Annotated in this window: 16 protein-coding genes; 4 read left to right on the forward strand and 12 right to left on the reverse strand. The window is 53.4% G+C overall.

Going from position 1 to position 23,302, the window contains the following annotated elements; genetic code table 11:
* Positions 1-123: 123 nt before the first annotated feature.
* Positions 124-2,868, forward strand: coding sequence for an outer membrane beta-barrel protein (locus DCC81_RS15270; RefSeq protein WP_108687469.1), 2,745 nt, complete (start codon positions 124-126; stop codon positions 2,866-2,868).
* A gap of 120 nt (positions 2,869-2,988) precedes the next feature.
* Positions 2,989-3,561 carry an RNA polymerase sigma-70 factor gene (locus DCC81_RS15275; RefSeq protein WP_108687470.1) on the forward strand — a complete coding sequence of 191 codons (573 nt, stop codon included), beginning with the start codon at positions 2,989-2,991 and terminating at the stop codon, positions 3,559-3,561.
* A 278-nt stretch (positions 3,562-3,839) separates the two neighbouring features.
* Here DCC81_RS15275 and DCC81_RS15280 read toward each other — a convergent pair whose 3' ends face one another.
* The 10 genes from DCC81_RS15280 to DCC81_RS15325 form a co-directional block, all read right to left on the reverse strand.
* On the reverse strand, positions 3,840-5,276 hold the full coding sequence (locus DCC81_RS15280) for a glycoside hydrolase family 125 protein (RefSeq protein WP_108687471.1): 1,437 nt from the start codon (positions 5,274-5,276) through the stop codon (positions 3,840-3,842).
* Between the two features lie 27 nt (positions 5,277-5,303).
* Positions 5,304-6,410, reverse strand: coding sequence for a glycoside hydrolase family 76 protein (locus DCC81_RS15285; protein WP_108687472.1), 1,107 nt, complete (start codon positions 6,408-6,410; stop codon positions 5,304-5,306).
* Between the two features lie 8 nt (positions 6,411-6,418).
* Entirely contained in the window at positions 6,419-7,570 is a 1,152-nt protein-coding gene (locus DCC81_RS15290; RefSeq protein ID WP_165806602.1) for a glycoside hydrolase family 76 protein, read from the reverse strand.
* A gap of 20 nt (positions 7,571-7,590) precedes the next feature.
* Entirely contained in the window at positions 7,591-8,742 is a 1,152-nt protein-coding gene (locus DCC81_RS15295) for a SusE domain-containing protein (RefSeq protein WP_108687474.1), read from the reverse strand.
* A gap of 27 nt (positions 8,743-8,769) precedes the next feature.
* Positions 8,770-10,398 (reverse strand): RagB/SusD family nutrient uptake outer membrane protein, encoded by a 1,629-nt coding sequence (locus tag DCC81_RS15300; protein WP_108687475.1) that lies wholly within the window; start codon positions 10,396-10,398, stop codon positions 8,770-8,772.
* Between the two features lie 10 nt (positions 10,399-10,408).
* Entirely contained in the window at positions 10,409-13,834 is a 3,426-nt protein-coding gene (locus DCC81_RS15305; protein ID WP_108687476.1) for a TonB-dependent receptor, read from the reverse strand.
* Positions 13,835-13,885: 51 nt separating this feature from the next.
* The gene (locus tag DCC81_RS15310; protein WP_108687477.1) at positions 13,886-14,875 is read right to left on the reverse strand and encodes a FecR family protein; all 990 of its coding nucleotides are present in this window, start codon (positions 14,873-14,875) and stop codon (positions 13,886-13,888) included.
* 65 nt (positions 14,876-14,940) lie between these two features.
* Positions 14,941-15,426 (reverse strand): helix-hairpin-helix domain-containing protein, encoded by a 486-nt coding sequence (locus tag DCC81_RS15315; RefSeq protein WP_108687478.1) that lies wholly within the window; start codon positions 15,424-15,426, stop codon positions 14,941-14,943.
* Positions 15,427-15,435: 9 nt separating this feature from the next.
* Entirely contained in the window at positions 15,436-15,861 is a 426-nt protein-coding gene (locus DCC81_RS15320; protein ID WP_108688264.1) for a GNAT family N-acetyltransferase, read from the reverse strand.
* Between the two features lie 154 nt (positions 15,862-16,015).
* Positions 16,016-16,396: an SRPBCC domain-containing protein gene (locus DCC81_RS15325; protein ID WP_108687479.1), complete on the reverse strand. Its 381-nt coding sequence runs from the start codon at positions 16,394-16,396 to the stop codon at positions 16,016-16,018.
* A gap of 111 nt (positions 16,397-16,507) precedes the next feature.
* Here DCC81_RS15325 and DCC81_RS15330 point away from each other — a divergent pair, with 111 nt between their 5' ends.
* Both DCC81_RS15330 and DCC81_RS15335 read left to right on the forward strand, forming a co-directional pair.
* The gene (locus DCC81_RS15330; protein WP_108687480.1) at positions 16,508-17,497 is read left to right on the forward strand and encodes a glycoside hydrolase family 43 protein; all 990 of its coding nucleotides are present in this window, start codon (positions 16,508-16,510) and stop codon (positions 17,495-17,497) included.
* Between the two features lie 81 nt (positions 17,498-17,578).
* Complete coding sequence (locus DCC81_RS15335; RefSeq protein WP_205686345.1) at positions 17,579-18,208, forward strand: 5'-methylthioadenosine/S-adenosylhomocysteine nucleosidase family protein; 630 nt, start codon at positions 17,579-17,581, stop codon at positions 18,206-18,208.
* Here DCC81_RS15335 and DCC81_RS15340 read toward each other — a convergent pair.
* A complete protein-coding gene (locus tag DCC81_RS15340; protein ID WP_108687481.1) occupies positions 18,195-20,429 on the reverse strand; it encodes a DUF4838 domain-containing protein in 2,235 nt (744 codons plus the stop codon). The two genes, DCC81_RS15335 and DCC81_RS15340, sit on opposite strands and share 14 nt — an antisense overlap.
* Positions 20,430-20,432: 3 nt before the next feature.
* Complete coding sequence (locus DCC81_RS15345; protein ID WP_165806603.1) at positions 20,433-23,291, reverse strand: tetratricopeptide repeat protein; 2,859 nt, start codon at positions 23,289-23,291, stop codon at positions 20,433-20,435.
* Between the last annotated feature and the right edge of the window lie 11 nt (positions 23,292-23,302).

Consider the following 23,302-nt stretch of genomic DNA (forward strand, 5'->3'; position numbering starts at 1 on the left):
TGGTATAAGCGCGATGTATTTGTTTTGACCCTCTGACCCTGTGACTGTGAATCATGCTTTCCCGCTAACCACTACGTTGTAATTGTAGTAGCATAGGTTTTCGTACTGCTTTAATTGCCCTTCATGAAATTTTTAGTGCTTGTCATCTGTGGATGCCTGGGGCTCGCCATTGCCCATGCCCAAACGGGAACTGTGACCGGGAAATTAACGGACACGCTGAATAAACGTGAGCCGGGAATGGCTACGGTGCAGGTGCGGCGCACGGCCGACAGTACATTGGTCACCTACCGCCTGGCCAATGAACGCGGCGATTTTAAGATACCGGGACTGCCGCTCAATGTGCCTTTGCGCCTAACGGTGACCTATACCGGCTACCTGCCGCTGCGCAAGGTATTTACCATCCATCCTGATAAAACCACGCTGGACCTGGGAAAGCTGAATATGGAGACCACCACCAAGCAACTGGATGAAGTGGTAATACGTTCCGAAGCGCCGCCCATTGTAATGCGCAATGATACCATGGAGTTTAATGCAGACGCCTTCAAAACCCTGCCGGACGCCGTATTGCAGGACCTGCTGAAAAAGCTGCCAGGCGTAAGTTTCAACGCCAAGGGCGAGCTGATGGCCAACGGAAAAAAGGTGAATAAAATACTGGTGGATGGCAAAGTGTTCTTTGGCGATGATCCCTCTATTGCCCTGCAAAACCTGCCTACCAACGTTATTGATAAAGTACAGGTAACAGATGATAAAGAACAGAAGGAGGAGCTGAACGGGGAGCACGAGGAAGAAGTGGGAAAGGTGATCAACATCAAACTAAAGAAATCAATTAAAAAAGGTGCATTCGGAAAGGTGTATGCAGGCGGTGGCACAAACAGCCGGTATGAGGCCGGGGGCATCATCAACTCCTTCCGGGATACGCTCCAGATCAGCGCTTTGGGCTTTGCCAACAACGTGAATGAAGCCGGTTTTTCCGTAGGCGATGTAAGGAGCATGGGGGGTATGGAACGCGGTGAAAATGGCGCCAACCTCTGGGGCGATGACTACATGCAGGTAAGTGGGGTAGACATTGGCAGTGCAGACAATGGCATCCGGACCAATAAGGCAGGCGGCATCAATATTAACTATGACCTGGGCGATAAGCTGAGTGTAAATGGTAAATATTTCCTGGGCAATACCCGCAATGAAACGGCCTCCCGTAATAATACCAAACAGCTGATAGGAGACACCACACTGTTTAACACCGGCAGCGGCACTGGCGTACGATCCAACACCAGCAATGGTTTGAGCTTTAAGCTGGCCGGGAAGAAAGACAGCACGTTCAACTGGCGTTATGTGCCCAGCATCAGCTTCGGTAATTCCGATCATAGCAACATGAATGAAGGCTTTACCAGCAGCAACTATGCACCGCAGCTTAATGACCAGCGCACCACCTCGGAAGGACATTCCACGTTTCACAGCTACCGGCACAGTATAGTGGGCACTTATAATTTTAAACAGAAGAAAGGAAGGTCCATCACTTTCAGCCAGGATATTGATACCCGCACCAATAATGGAGGAGACTCCACCACCTCCCTGAGCCACACCTACCTTACCGGCGAAGTGGTAGACCTGGCCCAGTTTAAACGCAGCCACCAGAAGACGCTGAATGTCAACCAGCGGTTGTTTTATTCAGAACCATTGACGAAAGCGGTCACGCTTACATTCACGGCATCTGCCAGTTACAGCAGCGAGGACAACGTGCTACACACTTACGACCGTGATACGGTAGAACACAAGTTATCTGCCCTGGATTCTGCATATTCCAGCGAGAATCACCGTGCCGGCTGGACTACCAACGGGCAGGTGGGACTGCGTTTTAAGCTGGCAAAGTCCATGAGCCTGAATGTTTCCGGACAGTGGCAGCAACAAACCGTACACTCCACTTTCGGGCCTAAGTTTTCACCGGTAGACCAGCGTATCACTAATTTCATTCCCGGCCTGAGCTTTAACTACAAAGGTTTCAATGTGTATTATGGCCGCAATGTTGACCTGCCCTGGGCCAGCCAGATCCAACCCAGGCCGGACATTTCCAACCCGCTGGCTATAACGGTTGGTAATCCCAACCTGAAGCCATCCGTACGGGATTATGTAAGTGCTTACTACCAGGCCGCAAAGGATGATAAAAGTATCTGGGCCTATTCCAGCTTTAGCGCTTCGTCTAACGAAGCCATGCGGGTGAGCAAGGTGAACGCAGATGGTTCGCAGGTGACCAGCTTCATTAACAAGGATGGGATTTACCGCTTTTACCTGAGCGGGGAAGGCACCATCGGGCTGCATAAAACAGAAACGTGGCGGCTGTCACTTTCCGCAGGGGCAGACGTTAATTATGGTAAAAGCTTTGTAGCGGTGAATAGCCCGGTGAGCGGGCAGACCACGTTTTCCACTTCGCCCAGGGCAGGCCTGGAGCTGAACCTGAAGGATGTGTTTGAACTGAGCACCCGTTTTAACCTGGATTATAACCGGTCTATGTTTGAGCTGAAAAGCTACCAGTCACAAAGCACACGCGTGAACCGCATTACGACCAACATGGTAGTGCGGCCTGATAAGAACCTTACGTTTGAGACCAACCTGGTGTACCGCTTCAATGATGCGCTGGACCCCGGCATTTCGCGGAACAACTACCTGTGGAATGCGTCCCTGTCCTACATGATAGGCAAAGACCGCCGCTACCAGGTGAAGGCCGCCATCTTTGATATCCTGAACCAGCATAATAACCTGTACCGTGGGGTATATCTCAACTATGTATCCGATTACCAGAGCATGGTGTTGCAGCGCTACGCGATGCTGAGCCTTATTTATAATATCAGGGGCTTCCGGCCTAAGAACTGATATTTCCGGACGTACCCGCCGGGCAATTTATCGTGTCTGCAAAAACGATTTATTTCCGGGGTTCCGGGGATGGATAAATGGGGAATTATTGTATTTTAGCAAGAATTACCACGTTTTGAAATGCCTGTGAATGAAAAGGAACAGATCTTAGCCTGGCAGCAGGAGATTGCCGGCGGCAACCAGCGGTCTTTTGACCAGTTGTTCCGCTGCCTGTATGTGCGCCTGGTGCATTTTGCCGTGCAGTTTGTAGCCTCCTCGGAAGTGGCCGAGGAAATTGTTTCCGATGTATTTAGTAACCTTTGGCTGAAACGGGATACCCTGCCGGGCATCCAAAACCTGCCGGTGTACCTGTACGTGGCGGTAAAGCACCGCTGCTTTAACCACCGGGAGCAGTTCTCCTCCCTGCATGTGCAACTGGAAAACCTGGACGAAGGCGTGTTGCAAAACCTGCACGATCCCGGGAAGGAGCTGGAATGGAAAGAGTTATTTCACCGTATAGACATGGCGGTGGCCTCGCTGCCGGAACAGTGCCAGCTGGTCTTTAAAATGGTGAAGGAAGGAGGGCTGAAGTACCGGGAAGTGGCGGATATACTGGATATCAGTATAAAAACGGTGGAAACCCAGCTGTACCGGGCCACCCGTAAGATCCGGGCTGCGCTGGAGGAAGGGGAGCGAAGTTTGGCGGGGAAGTGATTGATTGTAAACCTGTTACATTTTTACGATGCATTAACATCTTATTGCCCGTATTGCCATAACATCTACATGAGGGGCCTCTATGTAATTGAAAGGCATTAACATTTGGACGAAGATTACAGTAGCTGTAAAGCCAGGTGGCTGCAAAGTCTCAAATGTTTAATAAGCAGTGAACGGAAAAAATAATGATACGCACTGCTACCCATAAAAAAACGCTTTATGCACCGGTCTCAAAGCCCCTTGCATAAAGCGTTTTCATTTATAACACACACACGCGGTTACGCCTTCAGTAAATGCGGGCGCTCACGGTATACTTTCCATACAAATTCTCCAAAAATTGTGTTGGACCAGGCAAACCAGGAACGGGTGAAGTGCTTGGGATCGTCCTTATGGAAAGATTCATGCATGAAGCCTGTATCCGCATGCGTTTTCTGCAGCGTGTCCAGGCACCATTTGATCTCCTTGTCGTCATTGCTGGTGAGACCACGCATCACGATGCTCATGGGCCAGATCATATCCAGGCCTATGTGCGGGCCGCCTACACCCTCCGCCGCAGTGCCTTTGAAGAAGAAGGGATTGTCTGCAGAGAGTACAAATTTGCGGGTGGCCTGGTAAGTGGGATCATCCACACTCACCGCGTTCAGGTAAGGCATGGACAGCAGGGAAGGAATGTTGGCATCATCCATCAGGTTGTAGCTGCCAAAGCCGTTCACTTCAAATGCATAGATCTTGCCCAGGGTGCCATGCTGTACTTTGGCATGTTCGTCCAGGGCTTTCTTTACCTGGGCGGCCAGCTTGCCGGCAGGAGCCACCAGGGCACTCAGCGCGGGAATGGCCCTACCCATTTCTTCCAGTTGCAGCAGGGACTCTACCGCAAAGAAGTTAGACGGGATCAGGTAAGCATAGATGGTACAATCATCACTGGGACGGAACATGGAGCAGATAAGACCATTGGGTTTTACGGGATAGCCATAACCACCCATGGGCTGTGTATCGGTGGCAAAAGCGGTTTCGCGCTGGAAGCTATACGGCCCCTTGCCGTGGAAACGCTGTTGCGTTATGAAGGTGTTGATCACTGTTTGCATCGCTTCCACCCACTGGGCATCAAATGGTGTTGCATCACCGGTTTCTTTCCAGTAGCCGTGGGAGAGGCGGATGGGATAGCACAGGCTGTCTATTTCCCATTTGCGCTCATGGATGCCGGGCTTCATGTCTGTCCGGTCGGACTTTACCCATTCGCTTTCTTTGGAGGCGTCTTTGTAGAATGCATTGGCATAAGGGTCCAGCAGGATGTTCTTTGCCTGGCGGTGGATCACGCCGGCAATAAGCTGCTGCAGGTTTTTGTCTTCCTTCACCAGGCGCAGGTAAGGCCATACCTGGGCGGAGGAATCGCGCAGCCACATGGCGTCAATGTCGCCGGTGATCACGTAGGTATCAGGCTTGCCGTCCACCATGTTGAAGTCTACGGTAGTGTCCAGGGTATTGGGGAAGCAGTTGCCAAACATCCAGGCCAGTTCCTTGTTGGAAATGTCTTTCTGGATTTTGGTGATGAGTGCTTCTACCGCTTTACTCTTGAATTTACGTTGGCTTTCGGGAATGCGGACTACCGGGAAATCCGCCACCAGCGGGGCGCCGAGGACACCCCTGGTAATGGACGATAAGGTAAGTGCGGCGCCGGCCATCATGGCCTGCTGCATAAATTGTCTTCTTTCCATCGGTTTCAGTACAAGTTTTTTTGTTTATCAGATCAGTTTCCGTGCTTGCATCCAGGCCAGCCGGGCAAGGATCTCCATCATCCCCGCCTGGTCTACCAGGGACACGGGCTTGTTGTCAAGGCCCATCAGCCCATTTGGCATTGTCATGCGTTTCAGCGCTTGCAATGTACAGTTTTCAAACGCTTTTACATACTTAATGTTATGATCATAGCGCAGGAAATGCTGGAAGGCGCGCAGCTGCACGGCGTTGAACCAGAGAGCGTCCCGGAAATTTCCGCCGGCGTAAAACCGCTCCAGCGCTGCATCTGCAATGACCCTCGCCTGGTCCAGGTACTGCCGGTTGCGGGTGATCTCGTAGAGATACACTGCCGCTTCCATCATAGTGCCGCTATTGTAAGAGAATTGCGGTCCGCCCACATGCCCATTCAGCCGGATATTATCAAAATACAATCCCTGCGGGGAGCGTAGCTTTTCATTCACCCAGTTATACAGCAGCAGCGCGGTATCCAGGTAAGCCGGGTGTTTGGTTACCTGGTACAGCTGCAGCGCTACCAGGATGCCCGGCCCGTTGGAGCACGTGTTCTTGGAATGCTTTTTATCCTCTTCCCAATACAGCCCTCCGCCCAGCGTGGTATCGTATCCCGTCATCATGAAGCGGTAAATGCCTTCTGCGGCGTTGAGCATTGCGGGCTCATGGCCACGCGGATAGGCGTTGAGCAGGGTAATGCCTATCCACTGGTTGTCGTCGTAAAAGCGGGACCCACCGCCTTCCGCAGGCGGGTAAGAGGCATACGCCGGTGCAGGCCCGGTGCTGTCGTAATAATGCCGGATGGCTTTCCACACAGGCTGCAGGTAACTTTCGCCGGGGCGGACCTTTTCTTCCTCGTTGGCTGCCTGGAACAAGGCACAGAGTGGCCAGAGGTAGGAATATTTCCGGTGTTTTTCGCCAGGATCGGGGTGGTAAAGGCCCGATGCGGAGTCCAGGTAATGCTGGTGTACAGCGGTTTTCAGGGACAGGAAAGCCTGCAGGTAGTTCCCTGCAGGCGCGTTTTCCTGTGCATAAGTGATTTCCGTTTTCATGCCCAGGCTCACCAGCAATACCACAAGCAGGAGCCAGGCGTTTGTCTTGTTCATATAGTGTGCTACAGCAATTTGTTTTTTTGCAGGAGGGCGGCGGCTTCCACTAGCATGCAACCACTCAGCTCCGTGGTGAGGTCTGTCTGGGAGCCGGCCGGCGTTTTCCAGTAGCTGGCATACAGGCCGGCAGTCTTATTGGCGCCGGTATACCAGAGGGTTTCCGCATTGTTTTTCAGCAGGGTGATATACTGCTTGCGCTTATCATCCGGCGTAGCCTTGTTGAGGATCAGCTGCGTCATATAGCGTACCAGTACGCCTTTGAACAGGCCTCCGTCGCCGGTACCTTCGTCTGCCAGCAGGCGGTCGCCGGTAGTGAGTTTGCTGTTCAGAACGTAGTCTGCCGCCTTCACGGCGTCATCCAGGTAGCCTGCTTCCTGGGTGGCATTGTAAAGCTCCAGTGCCGCGCCAATAAAGGTGCCCTGGTTGTAAGTAAAGATCCAGGAAGTGTTGGTCTTGCCATCATTGTCGCCATTGATGCCATCGTATACCTGGCCGGACCCCGGATCGTACAGTTTGGATTTTTCCCAGGCAAAGATCTTCCTGGCCCAGGCCAGGTCATCTGCGTTATGGAACTGTATGTACAGGCGGGAAGCCAGGATGCAGGCCGGCATATTGGCCGGGGTATTCTTGTAGTAGGTCTGTGATTTGCGCCAGGCAATGCCGCCGCCCATGGTTTCATTCCACCCGTTCTTTACATCGGTCCAGATGGTGTTCACCGCATCTTTGTAACGGGTGTCGTTGGTGGCGTTGTAGGCGCGCAGCGTGGCCAGTGCGTTCCATTCCATGTCATCATAGAAATTATTCAAAAAGCTGCCCCCGTTCTGGGCTTTCACCCCATCATACCATTGCTGGATATAGGTGAGGTAAAAGGCACTGTCGCTGCGGGTGTAGGCATCCACCAGCACATCCAGCGCGTGGGCCTGTGGCCAGTAGTTGAACGTGATGTCGCTGGTATTGGTATTATTAAAATACGCGCCGCTGGCATTATAAAAGTTGTTGATCAACCAGCTGGAACTGCTGTCTGCAGCAGCGTTCCAGTTGATCGCATATTTGGTGGTGGTGCTGCCGTCGCCCAGGTCTACGTTGTCGTAGTTCTTCTCGCACGACTGCAGGAACAAGCCTGCGGCTGCCATGGCCAGGATATAAATGCGTTTCATAATCTGCTTGGTTTTTACCATTACTTGTTAATGATCACCTCGTGCGTATAGTTTGCCTTGTCAGGAGAGAAGTACACGTTGATATCACACTTCTGCTTGTCAACATTGCCATTGAATTTGAAGCAATAGTTCCACTGGTCGTTTCCGCTGATGGGGAACATGTACCAGTAGGCAGCCGGTGAACTATCCGTGGGGCGCTGGTTATCGGAGTTGGCACTGCCAAACCATTCAAAGCTATCGTTGGTACCATCGTTCACGCTGAGGCGGAATTTGTAGCGCTCTTCACCACCGTAGGATTGCTGCACAAAATCAATTTCAGTGTTCACCAGTTTCCAGGTACCGTTGCCGGCGTAGGTGAGGGGGAAGCGTACATTGTTGTCTACCGCGTACCACAGGCCCAGTGACTTGATCTCCGTAACGGTAGCCGCCGCGTTGTTGAAGTCCAGTTTAATGCGGTATACTTTGGTATCCGTACCACCCACGGTGATCTGGTTGGCAGAAGAGATCTGGCCGCCCTGGATGGCATAAGTGTTTGGCGTGCCGGTGGTCTTGTCTACAAAGTGGTAAGTGCCGGGCTTCAGGGAAGTATAGATCTCAAATTCGCCACCGGTAGCCAGGGCTTTCATGCGGATGGCTTTACTCAGGTCGTCACCAGCTTCTGTGGCGCTGCCGGTAATGTATACATCGGTGGGGATGTCTGCAAAGCCGGCAGGTCTTTCCACGATCAATGTGCGTGAGATCTTGGACCGCTGGCCGTTCACGCCTTTGGTGGCCAGCACGGCCCAGTGCAGCTTACCTACACCCAGTGACTGGATGCCTGCCAGGGCGGCAATTTTGTTCAGGTCTTTGTGGGAAAGGGTAGCCTTGTTGTACAGGCCATTGTTATCAGAAGCAATCTCGTACACCGGGTGGGAGAAGTCGCCACCATCTTTGTCAAACAGCAGCTCATACTGCACCAGCCCACCATCAGCCGCCAGGGACTGCGCCCATTCAAACGTTACGGTGGCAGCAGTTGTAGGTTGCAGTTTAATGTACTGGCTATCCTGGGGCGCAAAGAAATTATCGACCGGGGTCACCACGGTGCTTACTTCCTTATCTTTTTTGCAGCTGGTAAAAGCCAGCAGGGCGGCAGCTGCGGTGAGAAAATACCGGGAGATATATTTTATGGACATGATGATTTTTTTAACGTGAAAAATGAATTACCAGTTAGCGTTCTGACCAAGGTTGGGATCCAAAGCGCGTTCGTCGCGGGGCACAGGCCAGCGGTAGTGTTTCTTGGCATCGAAGGTGCGTTGCGCTACGCGGATGTAACCGTTGTCAATCCCGGCGTCGCCAAAGCGGGCGCCATGTGCCCAGCCGTTGAGCACTTTCTCTGCCGTTTTCCAGCGGCGGATGTCAAAAATGCGGAGCCCTTCCATCGCCAGTTCGCAGCGGCGTTCGCGACGGATGATGCTTTGCAGGTCCGCCTGTGTCCAGGCAGCATTGTAGTTAATGGCGGCAGCATCAGTGAAACCTGCGCGGGTGCGCAGTTTGCCAATGGTATTGTTCCAGATCTCCTGGGTCATCTGCCCCTGTTCATTCTTGGCCTCTGCATACATGAGCAGCACGTCTGCCCAGCGGATGAGGATGAGGTTCAGGCCGGAGAGAAAGTTATTGCCGCCCTGCGGATCATAGTATTTGCGCATGTAATAGCCGGTGGGAGAACTTACACGGCCCGGACCGTATTCATCCAGCTTTTTGCTCTGGTCAGGATCAGAACCAGGCTTGATGTAAATGGTCTGTGTGGTGCCATCCGGTTTTTTCCAGGCATAGCCGTCGTACACAATGGTAGTGCCCATGCGCGGGTCGCGGTTCTGGTAAGGATGGCTTTCATCATAACCGGAGCCGCTTTCCTTGATGCCTTTGCCGTTCAGCATCACGTAGTCATCCACCAGTTCCTGGAGGGGTGCCATGGCATTATCGCGCGCGCCTACGGAAAGCGGTGCCAGGTCAAAGTAGTTGCTGTAAGCGCGTACTTCCGGCACGTACTGGATGTCCAGCATGTCTTCAATATTGTTCTCATTCTGGGGCAGGAAAACACCTTCGTAATTAGCGAACAGGTCGTAATGGCCGTAGTTGCCACCCATCAGTTTTTCGCATGCATCGGCTACTTCCGGATAGCGGTTTTCATAGAGCAGCACCCGTGCCTTCAGGGCAATGGCGGCGCCGCTGGTAATGCGGCCTGCATCGGCTGCGTCATATTGCTGCTTGTTGGGCAGCACGGCCGCTATTGCGTCCATTTCCTTCAGCACAAAGTCTACCACGGTGGCACGCGGTGTGCGCGCAATGGTGCGGGATTCGGCAATGCTGATGTCACTGGTAAAGAAGGGGATATCACCAAACCAGGTGTACAACTGGAAGTACTGGAAGGCACGCAGGAAGCGGGCTTCCGCCTTCATGCGGGTACGCAGGGTTTCATCCATGTCCGGCACGCGGTCCACGTTTTCCAGGAATACATTTGCCGTTTTGATGCCGGCATAGCGGTCGTCCCATTCAGATTTCAGGCGGCTCAAGGAAGGGTCGTAGGTGCCGTTGGAAATGGAGAGGGCGCCCTGGTTATCACCACGGCCCACGTAAGCATTGTCAGAGAGGCCTTCATTGTAAAAGAAACGGTCGTTGTTCATCATTTGTGAATACGCCATATTGAGCACCTCCGATGCCTTGGTGGTGGAGGTCCAGTAATTGAGATCGGTAAAGCGGTCCGTGGGGGCCAGGTCCATCTTTTTGCAGGCACTGAGGCTGATGGCCAGCAGTCCCGCACTGTATAATAAGCGATGTAACTTTTTCATGTTTCAGTTTTTAGAAAGTGGCGTCTATACCAAAACCATAGTAAACCGGCGTGGGATAAGCACGGCCGCTGTTGCCGCCTGCGGTCACAGACAGGTTATTCTGCTGGTTGCCGGCGCCGGTGCCGTTTTTAAACTCGGTAGATTCCGGGTCGATGAACTTCACCCCTGCAATGGTGAGCAGGTTCTGGCCGGTGAGGTAAAAGCGCAGTTTCTTCATGCCAATGTGCTGTACCGTGCGTGCCGGCAGGGTATAGCCCAGCTGCACATTTTTGAGACGGCCATAAGCGCCATTGAAAATATAGAGGTCGGAGCCGCGGCGGAAATTGTTCGTGTTAGACGCACTGCCATTGGCCGCCAGGCGCGGATAACGGGCGTTTGGATTGTCCGGGCGCCAGTAGTCCAGCTGGTGTTCATAAATAACCTGTGAGTAGTTGTAATGGAAAGGTTCTACCAGCTCGCCGCGGATGAACATGGCACGTTTGCCCACGCCCTGGATCAGCAAACCAAGATCAAAACCTTTGTAAGACACATTGTAGTTAAACCCAAACGTGTAGCGGGGGAAGGGATTGCCCAGCACATAACGGTCGTTGTCATCGATCACGCCATCGTGGTTCTTGTCCTTGAACTTGATATCGCCGGGGCCCACGTCCAGGCCTGCGGGCTTGGCCGCTTTCTGGATATCATCCAGGTTCTGGAAGTAACCGTCCCGTTTCAGGCCAATGTAAGAGTTGTAGGGCAGGCCTTCCTTGAGGATCACCTGCATTTCATCCCCGCTGCTGATGTATTGTTGACCATCGAGATAGGTCACTTCATTATGCGAATCGGCAATGTTGAAGCCAAATTCCTGGCGCACGGTGTGGCCGGTGCGGTAGTGGATGCTGAATTCCCAGCCCTGGTTGCGCACCTTGCCCAGGTTGAAGAAAGGCACGGCACCACCATAAGCGCCGGGGGTAGGCGGTACCAGCAGGATGTTGCTGGTCAGTTTTGTGAAGTAGTCGAAAGAGGCAGTCACCTTGTTCTCAAACAATCCCAGGTCCACGCCGCCATCCAGTGTGGTGGCCTTTTCCCAGGTTACGTCCGGGTTAGAGAGGGTGAAACCGGTACCGGATACGGGCACGTTATTGAAACCGTAGGAGTTGTTATACACCGTGTACGTAGTGAGGTACTGGTAAGGTGAAATGTTCTGGTTACCCAGCACACCATAAGAGGCGCGCAGTTTCAGCTCATTCACTGTGTTGGTAAATGGTGCAAAGAACTTTTCATTGCTGATGCGCCAGCCACCTGAAATGGAGGGGAAATAGCCCCAGCGGTGGCCCTGTGCAAACTTGGAAGATTCATCCGCACGGAAGTCCACTTCTGCAAAGTAACGGTCTTCATACGACCAGGAACCGCGGCCAATAAAGGAATTGAGGCTGGTCTCCGTGGTGTTCTGGTTGGTATTGGTAGATCCCGGATCTACAATAGTACCAGTGGTGGGTACACCCAGGTCAGGGTCGGTGTATTTCAGTTTTACCTCGTTGCCACGCTTGGTGAATGACTCGTTGGTAAAGCCGCCCAGGAAGTAGATGTTATGCTTGCCCAGGGTCTTGGTATATTCTGCCAGCAGTTGGGTGTTGATGAACAGGTTCTTCTCGTTATAATCATCGGTGGTGCGGTCTTGCCCATAAGTGCCCTTCGGGAAAAAGTCCACTTCCTGCACGCGGCCAAAACGGTGGTTGGCATTGAGCGTACCACCCAGTACGCCGCGCAGTTTCAGGTCTTTGGTCACCGCCAGCTCGCCGGTGAAGCTGCCAAACAGGTTGTCGTTATCGTTCTTTACAGACCCGCCTTTTTCCAGGATGCCCAGCGGGTTGAATTCGGTGAGCACATCGTTCGTGAGATAGCGGCCCAGGGAATCTTTCAGCGCATAGTAAGTAGGCGTACGCTCTGCATCCGCCATGAGAAAGCCTGCATCGTATGATTGGTCTTTCAGGTCTGCATGTGTGTAAGACAACAGGCTGGTAAATTTGAAGCGGCCTATTTCTGTGGTCAGGTTCATGCGGTAGTTGTAGCGCTTGAGACCATAGTTGGGGCCCACGAAGTTATTGGCCTGGTCCAGGTAGCCGGCAGATACCAGGTAAGTGGTTTTGTCGTTACCACCGGATACGCTCAGGTTATGGTTTTGCTGCATGGCATTTTCCAGGATGGCATCCAGGATCCATTCTTCGTCGCCCCGCTCTTTCTGCGCTTCAATATCAGCAGGGCTGTAGATCGGCGTCTGGTTCGGGTTTGCGTTCACGATGGCTTCATTGCGCAGCATCATGTTTTCATATCCTTTCACCGGGTGGAAGAGGATCTTGGGCTGGGTGATGCTCAGGATTCCGTTGTAAGTTACCGTGGGCTTGGCGGTCTTGCTGCCCCGTTTAGTGGTCACCAGGATCACGCCGTTTGCCGCGCGGGAACCGTAGATGGCTGCGGCGCCTGCGTCTTTCAGCACAGATACATTATCAATATCTGTAGGATTGAGCAGGTTCAGGTCTCCACCGGGAATACCGTCAATCACCACCAGCGGCGTATTGTCGCCCAGGGTGCTGAGGCCACGGATGTTGATGTTCATGGCAGCACCCGGCTGTGCGTTTGGCTGCTGGATGATGAGGTTAGGCGCGGCACCTTGCAGGGCCTGTACCGTGTTAGCCACAGGGCGGCCTTCTATCTGCTGCGCTTTTACCTGGTCAATGGCGCCCGTTACCGTGGCACGGCGTTGTGTGCCGTAACCCACTACCACTACGTCATTCAGCGTGGTGTTGGAAGCCTTCAGCTGGATGTTCAGCATGCCACCGGCAGTGGTAAGCTCCTGCTTGTCGTAGCCCAGGAAAGATACATCCAGTACTACATTGTCGCCCGTGAAGGAGAGCTTGTAATAACCGTTAATATCTGTTACGGTGCCTTTGGACGTGTTCTTGACCTGTATGGATACACCGGGAATGGGCTGTCCTTTTTCATCGGTAATACGCCCATGTACTTCACCATCCACGAGGGTAGCGCTGGCAGGCCTGGCAGCGGGAGTGGTAGTTTCCCCTTTGCGCAGGATCACCTTGTCATTGAGCATTTCAAAGCGGATGCCCAGTGGTGCGAAAATCGTTTTGAGCGATGATCTGAACTCTTCATGCTGGAGGTTCAACGATAACTTCTGATGCGTGTCAATATCGTCGTCTGAGTAAACGAAAGCGAAGCCGCTTTGTTGCTGTAAGTTGGAAATCACCCAGGATAGTTCCTTGCTTTTACAAACCAGGTCAATGTCTTTTACCTGGCGTGTACCAACGATGGCGGTGCTGGCGCGATGATTGTCCACGGCGGCTTTCAGCGCTGGCGGAAGCCCGCCGGTGAGTAAAGCGGCAGCAAACAGCAGTTTCACTAGTCTGCGCGAGGAGGCAGACTGCTGCAACGTGCAATCCATAACGTGTAATTTGTTTAATTGAAATGATGGAAGTTAGATGGTTGTTCTGAGCTATTCTCCGATCGTGATCAGGGAGTCGGAGACCGTATAATTAAAGTGTTTGGTTTTGCTTAATATGTTCAGGATGTCTTCTTCTGTGTTGTTGAAAACCCCGGTGTACCGGTATTGCTTTACTTTTTCGCTGTGGAACTGTATGGGTTTGCCATACGTGCGTTCCAATGTGGTGGCTATTTCCGCGAGTTTGTTACTGTGGAAGATGAGTGTGCCGTTTATCCAGGCTTTGTCTTCCTGTGTGTTGGCAATGCCAACTTTTACTGCATTGGTTGCTATGTTGAACACCGCTTTTTGCTGGTGGGTAAGGAAGAAGGTGTCTGGCTGCTGTGCAGTGCTGTACAGGGGGATGAAGGCCACTTTGCCGCTTTCCACGGCGGTTTGCAGGGTGCCGGTTTCCGCGAAGCTGTTGATGTTAAACGCCGTGCCCAGTACGTGTACCGTGCCGTGCGCGGTTTGCACCCGGAAAGGCCGGTTGGCCTGCTGGGCTACATTGAAAAAGGCTTCCCCATCCAGGTATACCACGCGTTCTTTGGCCGGGAAGGCGCTTGCATATTTTAGCGTACTGCCGGCATTGAGCCACACCATGGTACCATCACTGAGCACAATGCTGGAGCGCACGCCTTTCGGGTTGTGCTTTTCTATCAGCGTGGTTACCGGCTTACTTTTTAAGTGGGTCACCATCCACCAGCAACTGCCAATGGTGACGGCCAGGCAGGCGGCTATGGCGCTCCACTTGCGCAGGGGCACACGGCGACGGGCCGGTTCTTCACCGGCTGCATGTATTTTATCCCAGGTTTGCTGTAAGCGTTTTTCCACTTGTATGGATGGCTGTGGGCTTTTTGTGGCCCAGTAGCGCTGCATTTGCTGGTAGAGCGGGCCATATTCGGGATGTGTGCGCAAGGTGGATTGCAACAGGGACTCCTCGTCCGGCGTATGGTTGCCAGACATGACTTTCATGACCAGTGATAAGAATTGTTCCTTGTCCATAAGGTGGATGCTAACTAAAGGACAGGGATTTTGGGGAATACCCTTACAAGGGGGTTAAATTTTTTTTAAGATTTTTTCTGCTCTGCATAGGCCGCCATCCAATCCTTTCCCGGCCGGTCCGCTGGATAACCATGTTTGGCGCGGTACGCCTTTCTTTCCGGGGTAAAGTCCCACCAGGTTTTGCTTAGGTCACCGGTGCGGGCTACGTGTACGGCCAGCCAGAACTGGTCCTCCACGCAGGGATCGGTCCAGTAGCCTACCAGCTTTTCGTGCTGGTCCAGGAGGGCAGGCCCGGTCTTGTCTTTTAGTTGCTGCAGGGAATGGAAGCCCATGTCTACCATGTCCTGGGCGAATTTGATCCCCAGGGAAGGAATGCCCTGGAATGCAATAAGGGCCTGCAGTGCAACGGCCCGGGTGGTGGATACCTGTAATAAACGGGCAATGTCCTCCGCAGAACGGGAGGACAGGTCCTGTATCTTCAGTTTGTGGGCGCGTAACTGTTTTTTTTCGGCGTCCGTAAGGGGGAGTTTGATGGATCGCTTCACCTGCATGCAGAAAAGTTACAGGTTTTTATTGGTAAAGTGATGGGCCGTAATGGTGTAGCCTTTATTCAGGTATAAGCGGTGCGCATCGTGGCGCTGGTGGCCGCTGTCCAGGTATACACCGTCTTTGCCCTGTTGCCTGGCGAGGGTATGGATAAAGTCCAGCAACCGGCCGCCCAGGCCCCTGCCCCGGTGCGATGCGAGGGTACTGAGGTCATCGATGTAAATGGTTTTGCCGGACACCAGTTTGTGCTCTTCCCGGAAACCGGCGATGGCCACGGGTTTGCCGGCATCGGCAATGTAGATCAGCTGGTACCCGGTTTCCATCATTTCCTGGATCACCTGCACAAAAGTGGCTGCATCCAGGTGGGGGCGTAGTGCCTGGATGGGAAGCCAGCAGGCCGCTATTTGTTCCGCAGTGCGGGCATATTGAACATTTTCCATCATTCAAAAGTAGCATCCTGCCACGCTACGGGAATAGTCCAGGTACCTAAAAAATGTAGTCCACGCAGGATGGGGATGTAAGCTCACCATCCATGTTGCCTGGCTGGTCACCAGCGGGTGTGGACTAACCCCGGACGTCTTAGACGGGAGCAGGCTATTCTTCATAAAATTCCCGCAGGGCACCCATGTATACGTCTTTCCAGCCTTCCATGATGTCGTTGTAATCTTCATCAGGAATGTTGGTGTGGCGCACTTCAATGTCTGTGCCTTTTTTAGATGGGTGCAGCAGCAGGGTTACGATGGACGCGGGTTCCTGGTCGCCAAAGTACCATTCCTGCACGATCTTGTGCGGCTCTTCAAACTCCAGGTTGCGGCCCACGATGGCTTCTTCCCACAGGGAGAACTCACTGCCTGGTTCTTCACTCATTACCGCTTCTTCACCACTCCACAGGCGGATGGTGGCTGGTGTTACCAGCGCGCGGTATACTTCTTCCGGCGGGGCCGGTATAATGAAATGTGCTTTGTAGTCTTTCATAGGAGCGAAGGTAGTGATTTGGTGAAAAAATCAGCCGGCACGCTTTTCACTTGCGGCTCCGCCTGTTTTTTCCTACTTTTCTGCCATCTTTTATTCCAGAACCAAGGATTAATGAAAAAAATCATGCTGATCGCTTCGCTGGCAGCCCTCGCTGCCCCGGCGTTTGCGCAAAAAACAACGGACAAAAAAACATCGGGCAATCCCATTTTCCCAGGGTGGTATGCAGACCCGGAGGCAGCCATGATCAAAGGCCAGGCCTGGGTATTCCCCACCACGTCAGACAAATACGGGAAACAGGTTTTCTTTGATGCCTATTCCTCCCCGGACCTGGTACATTGGACCAGGCACCCGGATATCCTGGATACCGCGGCCGTGAAATGGGCCCACCGCGCCATGTGGGCGCCGGCCTTTGTGCAAAAGGATGGCAAATATTATTTCTTCTTTGCTGCCAATGATATCCAGAACGATAACCAGGAAGGCGGCATTGGCGTAGCCGTGGCAGACAAGCCGGAAGGCCCCTATAAAGATTACCTGGGCAAGCCCCTGGTGGATAAATTTTACAACGGCGCCCAACCCATTGACCAGACCGTGTTCCAGGATAAGGATGGCAAATTTTACTTGATCTATGGAGGCTGGGGCCATTGCAATATTGCGCAACTGAAGCCCGACTTCACCGGCTTTATCCCGTTTGAAGACGGTACCACCTTCCGCTCCATTACGCCGGAAGGCTACGTGGAAGGCCCTTTCATGATCTACCGCAACGGCAAGTATTATTTTATGTGGTCTGAAGGCGGCTGGACCGGCCCCGATTATTCCGTGGCATACGCCATAGCGGATTCCCCGCTGGGCCCCTTCAAGCGCATTGGCAAGATCCTGCAACAGGACCCTAAGATCGCCACCGGCGCCGGCCACCACTCTGTGCTCAAAGGCCCCGGCAAGGACCAATGGTTCATCGTGTACCACCGCCGCCCTCTCACGGAAACGGATGGTAACCACCGTGAAACCTGTATCGATAAAATGGAGTTTGATGAGAATGGCCTTATCAAGCCTGTGAAGATCACCAACGAAGGTGTACCTTTAACGAAGTTTTCTAAAAAGTAAAAGGAGGTTGGGTATTATGTAGTATGTACAACGTACAACGTACAACGTACAACGTACAACGTATTTTTTACTGGTGGAAAAATGTACTTACTGCATAATACCTGCTGCCTGTATTTCAATATGACCAAACTACCTGCCGAACTGCTTTCCAACCCGCTGTATGTTTTTGCGCTGGCTGCGGAAGCCGCTGAAGAATTTGCGCATGTGCCTGCCTTGTTTGTAGGAGTAGGCAAGGTGCATGCTGCCTATCACCTCATGAAACGCATTGCGGAGAATAAACCGAGCATCATTATTAACCTGGGCTCTGCGGGCAGCCATACTTTTTCGCGGGGAGAGGTGGTGTGCTGTACCCGCTTTGTGCAGCGGGACATGGATGTGAGGGCCCTGGGGTATGAAAAATACCAGACGCCCTTCTCCGAGCATCCGCCGGTATTGCATTACGGGCTGGCTGCAAAGGGGCTACCAGAGGGCATTTGCGGCACTGGTGATAGTTTTGAGACCAACCACAGCACAGATGATTACAATGTCATAGATATGGAGGCCTTTCCGCTGGCCTGGATAGCCGCGCAGGAACATATTCCCTTCCTTTGCCTCAAGTATATCTCTGATGGCGCTAATGGGGACGCCGGTGAAGACTGGACCACCATGGTGCATCATGCGGCCGCTGCGCTGAAAAGCAAGATGACCAGGCTGGAGATCAATCCACAATAATTTCATCAAAACAAATAGCGGGTGCGTGGGAAGAACCGCGCCACTCCGGCAATACATCCGGGCAACTGGCCTGCAGGCGGAGGTAGTGGGTGCTTACAGGTTGGGGCAGTTTAAACTGCAACACTTTTATCTGCGCTTTTCCATCGTCAGTATCTTCCAGCATGGGCGAAAGCTTTTGTGTGGCAATAGTAGTGAAATGCACACCATCGTCAGATACCTGCAACGCAGCATCTACGGGCCTTACAATGAAGTGGCGCACATCTTCCAGGTACTGGGTTTGCACGCTGCTGAAGGTAAGGGATTGCTCAATGGTGGCATCTAAATGCTGGCGCTGGAAATACAACCAGTTAAAGCTGTAGTCCGTAGTGCCCAGGGCCCCGTCTGTAAGGCTGGCAGCCCCGCGGGTCATGTAGTCCTGGGAAAAAGGCGTGGCCACTTTTACCGGGGCATTCAGTGCTTTATTAGGCATCCACACGGTGTTGATGCGCTCTTTCCATTCATTATTATATTGCTCCGGTGTAAGGCCGCCTTCTGCCATTTCCTTTACACCAAAACGGAGGCAGCGGTCGTAGAAGCTGCTGATCCTGCCCTGCCACTCCGGCTTTACGGGATGGTCATTATTGTCTGCAACCCGGTAGCCTCCTTCCTGTATGCCATAGAACAACGATTGCTGCAGCATGGTGTAATCCAATGCCAGCCTGGTTTTCCAGACATGCTCCGCATAAGGGGCTTCATTGCCCGCTGCCTGTTCGGCTTTGTCCAACAGGGCGGTATACCGGGCCATGTTTGCAGGGGAGAGGTAGTCATTCACATTATTTACCGGGCTGCCATAAATATCCAGCTTTACCTGGCCTGCCTTCACGGCGTTGCTGAGTGCATCTGCATAATCTTTTACCAGGGCACCTGCTTTGCCGTAATAGCCTTTAAAAAATTCTCTTTTCAATGTTGCTACATCTGCCTGCGGGTCCCAGAGCAGGGCGGCCTGCAGGTAACTGTTCCACGCAGCCATATCGCCATAGGTATCGCCACTGCCTTGTGAGAATACGCCCTGCACACCCTGGCTGGCAAAGTACTGCAGGTTAGGCTGCAGGTTTTCGTAATCGGGGAAAGGGGCCAGGTAGTTGGTGAACTGGGTGGTATAGTCCCACACAAACAGGTGACTGCCCAGCGCTTTCCAGTCCTGCAAATGCTTGCGGAAGGCCGCTGCGCTGGGCTCCTGGGCAAGGGGCACGCCACGGTAGGCGTCTATGCTGCTTACAAAAATATACACGTTATCCGCCGGCGGTGTGTGTGGCGCCTGCGCCGTGTAGCCATAGGCCAGCGTGGTAAAGCGCTGCTGGGGAAAGCGGGCCGCCAGCTTATTCACAAAGCGGATGAGGCTCCCGGCAGGGCTGCCTTCTGCTGCATCTGCTTTTTTACAAATATCACAGGTGCAATAGTTGTTATTGTCTTCCGGGGCAATGGACCAGTAGAGCGCGTCCGGGTTGTGTTGAATCGCTTTGTCCAGGTAGGCTACCACCGCATCGTACACCGCCTGGTTGCTTAAGCATAGCTGCATGGGCTGGCGCTTGCCATTCACCTGTGAATAATATTCGGGGTGCGCTTTGAAATACACCTCCGGGGGCAGCATCTTAAAGAAGGAATGTCCCCACAGGCCCCAGAGATCATCCAGCTGCTGCAAGCCATGCCAGGAGAGGTATTCCGGGTCCTGCGATGCGGGGTAATAACTCTGGCGGTATATAAATGCCGGGTGCTGCGCATCCCGCATATTAGCGCGGAGGTGGAGGCGTTGCTCCCTTGGCGTATAGGCGGTACCGTTATCAAACTTCTTACAGCCAAAATAAGTATCCAGCAAATGATATACGCCGTACACGATGCCCTGGCCACTGCCGCCGCGGATGTACACGTTCTTTGCATCCGTACGGATCACGAAGCCTTCCGGGGGGATCTTTTCCGGGGTACCGGCCTCTGTAGCGCCTATGTAAATGCCGGCACCGGTTACCGCCGGGCCTTCCGTGGCAATGGGCAGCTTTACACCGCTGATGCGTTGCACATAATCCTGCAGTATGTTGGCGGCCTTTTGCGCTGCCCTGGTAGGTTGCGCAGGCAGCAGCAACTGGTAATTACTTTTCCCATGGTCTGTGAGTACCAGTTCATCACCGGCACTTTTGCAGGAAGTGGTGAGTAACAATAAGCAGAGCAGGAAGGCAGGTTTCATCATCACTTAGAATTTACGCAGCAGGGTGAAGTAAAGGTCGTACTGGTTCTGGAACTGGCTGTCGCTGATTTTCTGGTTGATCCACATGGCGTTGACGCCAACGGTGGTCCGGAAGCGGAAGGTCTTCTGGAAACCCGCGCCCACACTGCGGGTGAGCAGGCCTACCAGTTGCGGAAAAGCAATGAGGCGGCTGCGGTCGTCCGGAGAGGTACCCAGGGCGGCCACAAAGGAAATATAATCCTGCTGCCGGTTCATGTAATAACGTGTGGTAAGGTTGAAAGAAGTATACAGGCTGCCGTCTTCACTGATCAGGTACGTACGGAAGTTGGCCCAGAAATCATGAATGCTTTTGGCAATGGACACCACGCCGGACATACTGTTGGTACTGTCTGCGTGCAGGTAGCGCGCCCCGATCTCGCCTTCAAAGCCGTGCGGGAAGGTGTGGAACAGGGAATACGCGGCCCTTACCTGCGGGAATGCCAGGCCGTTGGAACCGGTTAGCAGCGCGTAGGAATAGGTCTTGGCGGAATGGTTGTAATACAGTTCTGCTTCACCCTGTATACCGGTACCCTCCTGGCGCCCGGCATAGCCCACGCGGAAAGCGTAGCTGCCCTTTTTGATGTAGTGCCGGTATTCCAGCGTGGCCACGTTATAGTGGTCATTGTTGTAGTCATACGTACTGTTCAGGTAGTACATGCCAAACTGGTCGTGGAGCCCCTTGCTTTGCAGGAAGTCTGCATACTCACGATGGTCCGTGGTGGGTGCGCTTTGCTGCAGGGAGTCTGCCGCCAGTGCGGCTGCTGTATAATCTTTCCGCGCTTCCAGCACATTGGCGCGTTTCTCTAAAAAGGCGATGCTGGTGGGATAGGCGCGGATGCCCCGGTCAATGTAAGGCAGCGCACTATCCGGCTGCTGCTTGCCGAGCCATGCATTGGCGGTGTAGAGCAATGCCAGGGAATCCTTTGGGCGCAAGGCCAGTACTTTTTCATACTGGGCCAGGGCGCTGTCTGGCTGCTGGCTGCGGCGGAAGCTATCCCCCCGTGCCATCAGTGTTTCCGTATAGGCGTTCCGGTATTTGAGCGTGTAAGGGTAGCGTTCCATGAGGGATTGTTCTATGGCCGCCGCTTCATCATAGCGTTGCAGTGTTTGCAGGATGGACGCTTTTTTAAGCAGCAGTTCCCGGTCGCCCGGGTAAGTGGTGAGTGCCTGGTCAGCATAGTTCAATGCGCTGTCTGGCCGGCCTGCGCCACTTTCCAGGTTAATGAGGTAATTGAGGGCATCCAGGTTATTGGGTTGCTGGGCCAGCACCTGTTGCAGCTGGGTGCGGGCCAGGTCATAGTCTTCCGCCTGCATAAGGATACGGCCTGCCGCCAGTTGCTGATCCGCCAGGGTAGTGCTGTAGGCGGCATTGCCAGGATGGACGGCCAGCAGTTGCCGGGTTACCTGTGCTGCTTCTTCATAGCGGCCGGCATCTGAGAGGATGGATGCTTCCTTGCTGAGCAATGCTTCATCATTGGGATATTGCTGCAAGGCCTTCTGCACGGTGAGCAGGGCATTGTCAGTTTGCTTTAACGCGATGTAGCAGTTCACGAGGTTATTAAGCGCATCCCGGTCGCCGGGTGCGGCGCTCAGCGCGTCTTCAAATTCCTGCAATGCCAGGGTGTATTGTTGCTGGCCCAGGTAATAGCGGCCGCTGGCATTTTTCAATTGCGCGGTGCGCTGGGCCCAGCTGCTGTTGCGGGTTTGTTGCCACAGTTGCCGGGCTATCTGCGCGGCTTCCGGGTATTTGTTCACATGCTCCAGCATATCCACCTTTTGCCCTAATAACACCGGGTCGTTGGATCTTGTTCTAAGGCCGCGGTTTATCCAGCCCAGCGCTTCTTCATATGCGCCCCTGGCCACGGTAAGGCCTATCACTTTTTGCAGGGCCTCGCTGTTATTGGGCTCTTTTTCCAGCACGGAGAGGTAAAGCATGTACGGATCAATATTGCTGTAGTATGCGGCTGCTTCCAGGCGCAGGCTGTTTTCCAGTTGCGCTGCTTTGGCATCGTTCGGGTATTTATTGCGGATGGTTTGCAGCGTGGCCAGTGCATCGGCATAGCGGTGGGTTTCCTGCTGGATGCCCAGTTTGCGCATAAGCAGTTCGTAGCTGTTGGGCTGCGTTGCCAGTGCGGCATTGACGCGGATCAGCGCTGCATCATAATCTTCATTTTTCAGGTAAAGGCCCAGCACCGCGGTACTGGCTTCTGCATTGGCGGGCTCGGCCTCCAGCACCTTTTCGTAGGCCATGCGGGAAAGAATGGGATTGCCGTTTTTTGCATAGGCACCGCCCGTGTAAAGGTAGTGGTCTATGTAGGCGCGGTTGATCACACTGTCGTCCGGGTGCCGCGCCCACAGCTCTTCTGCGTAGGCATTGGCCTTACCAAACTGCTGCGCATTATCCAGTACCCCCAGTTTTTTAATAGCCAGTTCCCGGTCCCGGGGAAAATAATACAGGGCTTCGTCCACGTAGCACACCGCGTCGTCCTGCCTGGACATGGCTGTGGCACTATTGATGGCATAGAAGTAGGCATCACGGTTGCGGGGATTGGCTGCCAGGATGCGCTGTAGCATGGGCAGGGCTTCCTGGGGGCGGTTTTGCAGCAGGAGCAGCCTGGCCTTCAGGGTCTGGTAATCCGTGTTTTTAGGCGCCAGCCGGATGGCTTCATCGATCTGCCGGGTGGCCGCTGCGTACTGCCCCGCGCGGGTTTGGGCCAGGGCGCTGGTGTAAAGGGCGTCCGGGTCCTGTGATTTTTTGAACAATTGTGCCTGCGCAGTGGTTACCACGCAGCAACAAAATAATAGGATGTAACAGGATCTTTTCATCAGCATACAGA

It is taken from the genome of Chitinophaga parva, assembly GCF_003071345.1.
GTDB lineage: Bacteria > Bacteroidota > Bacteroidia > Chitinophagales > Chitinophagaceae > Chitinophaga > Chitinophaga parva.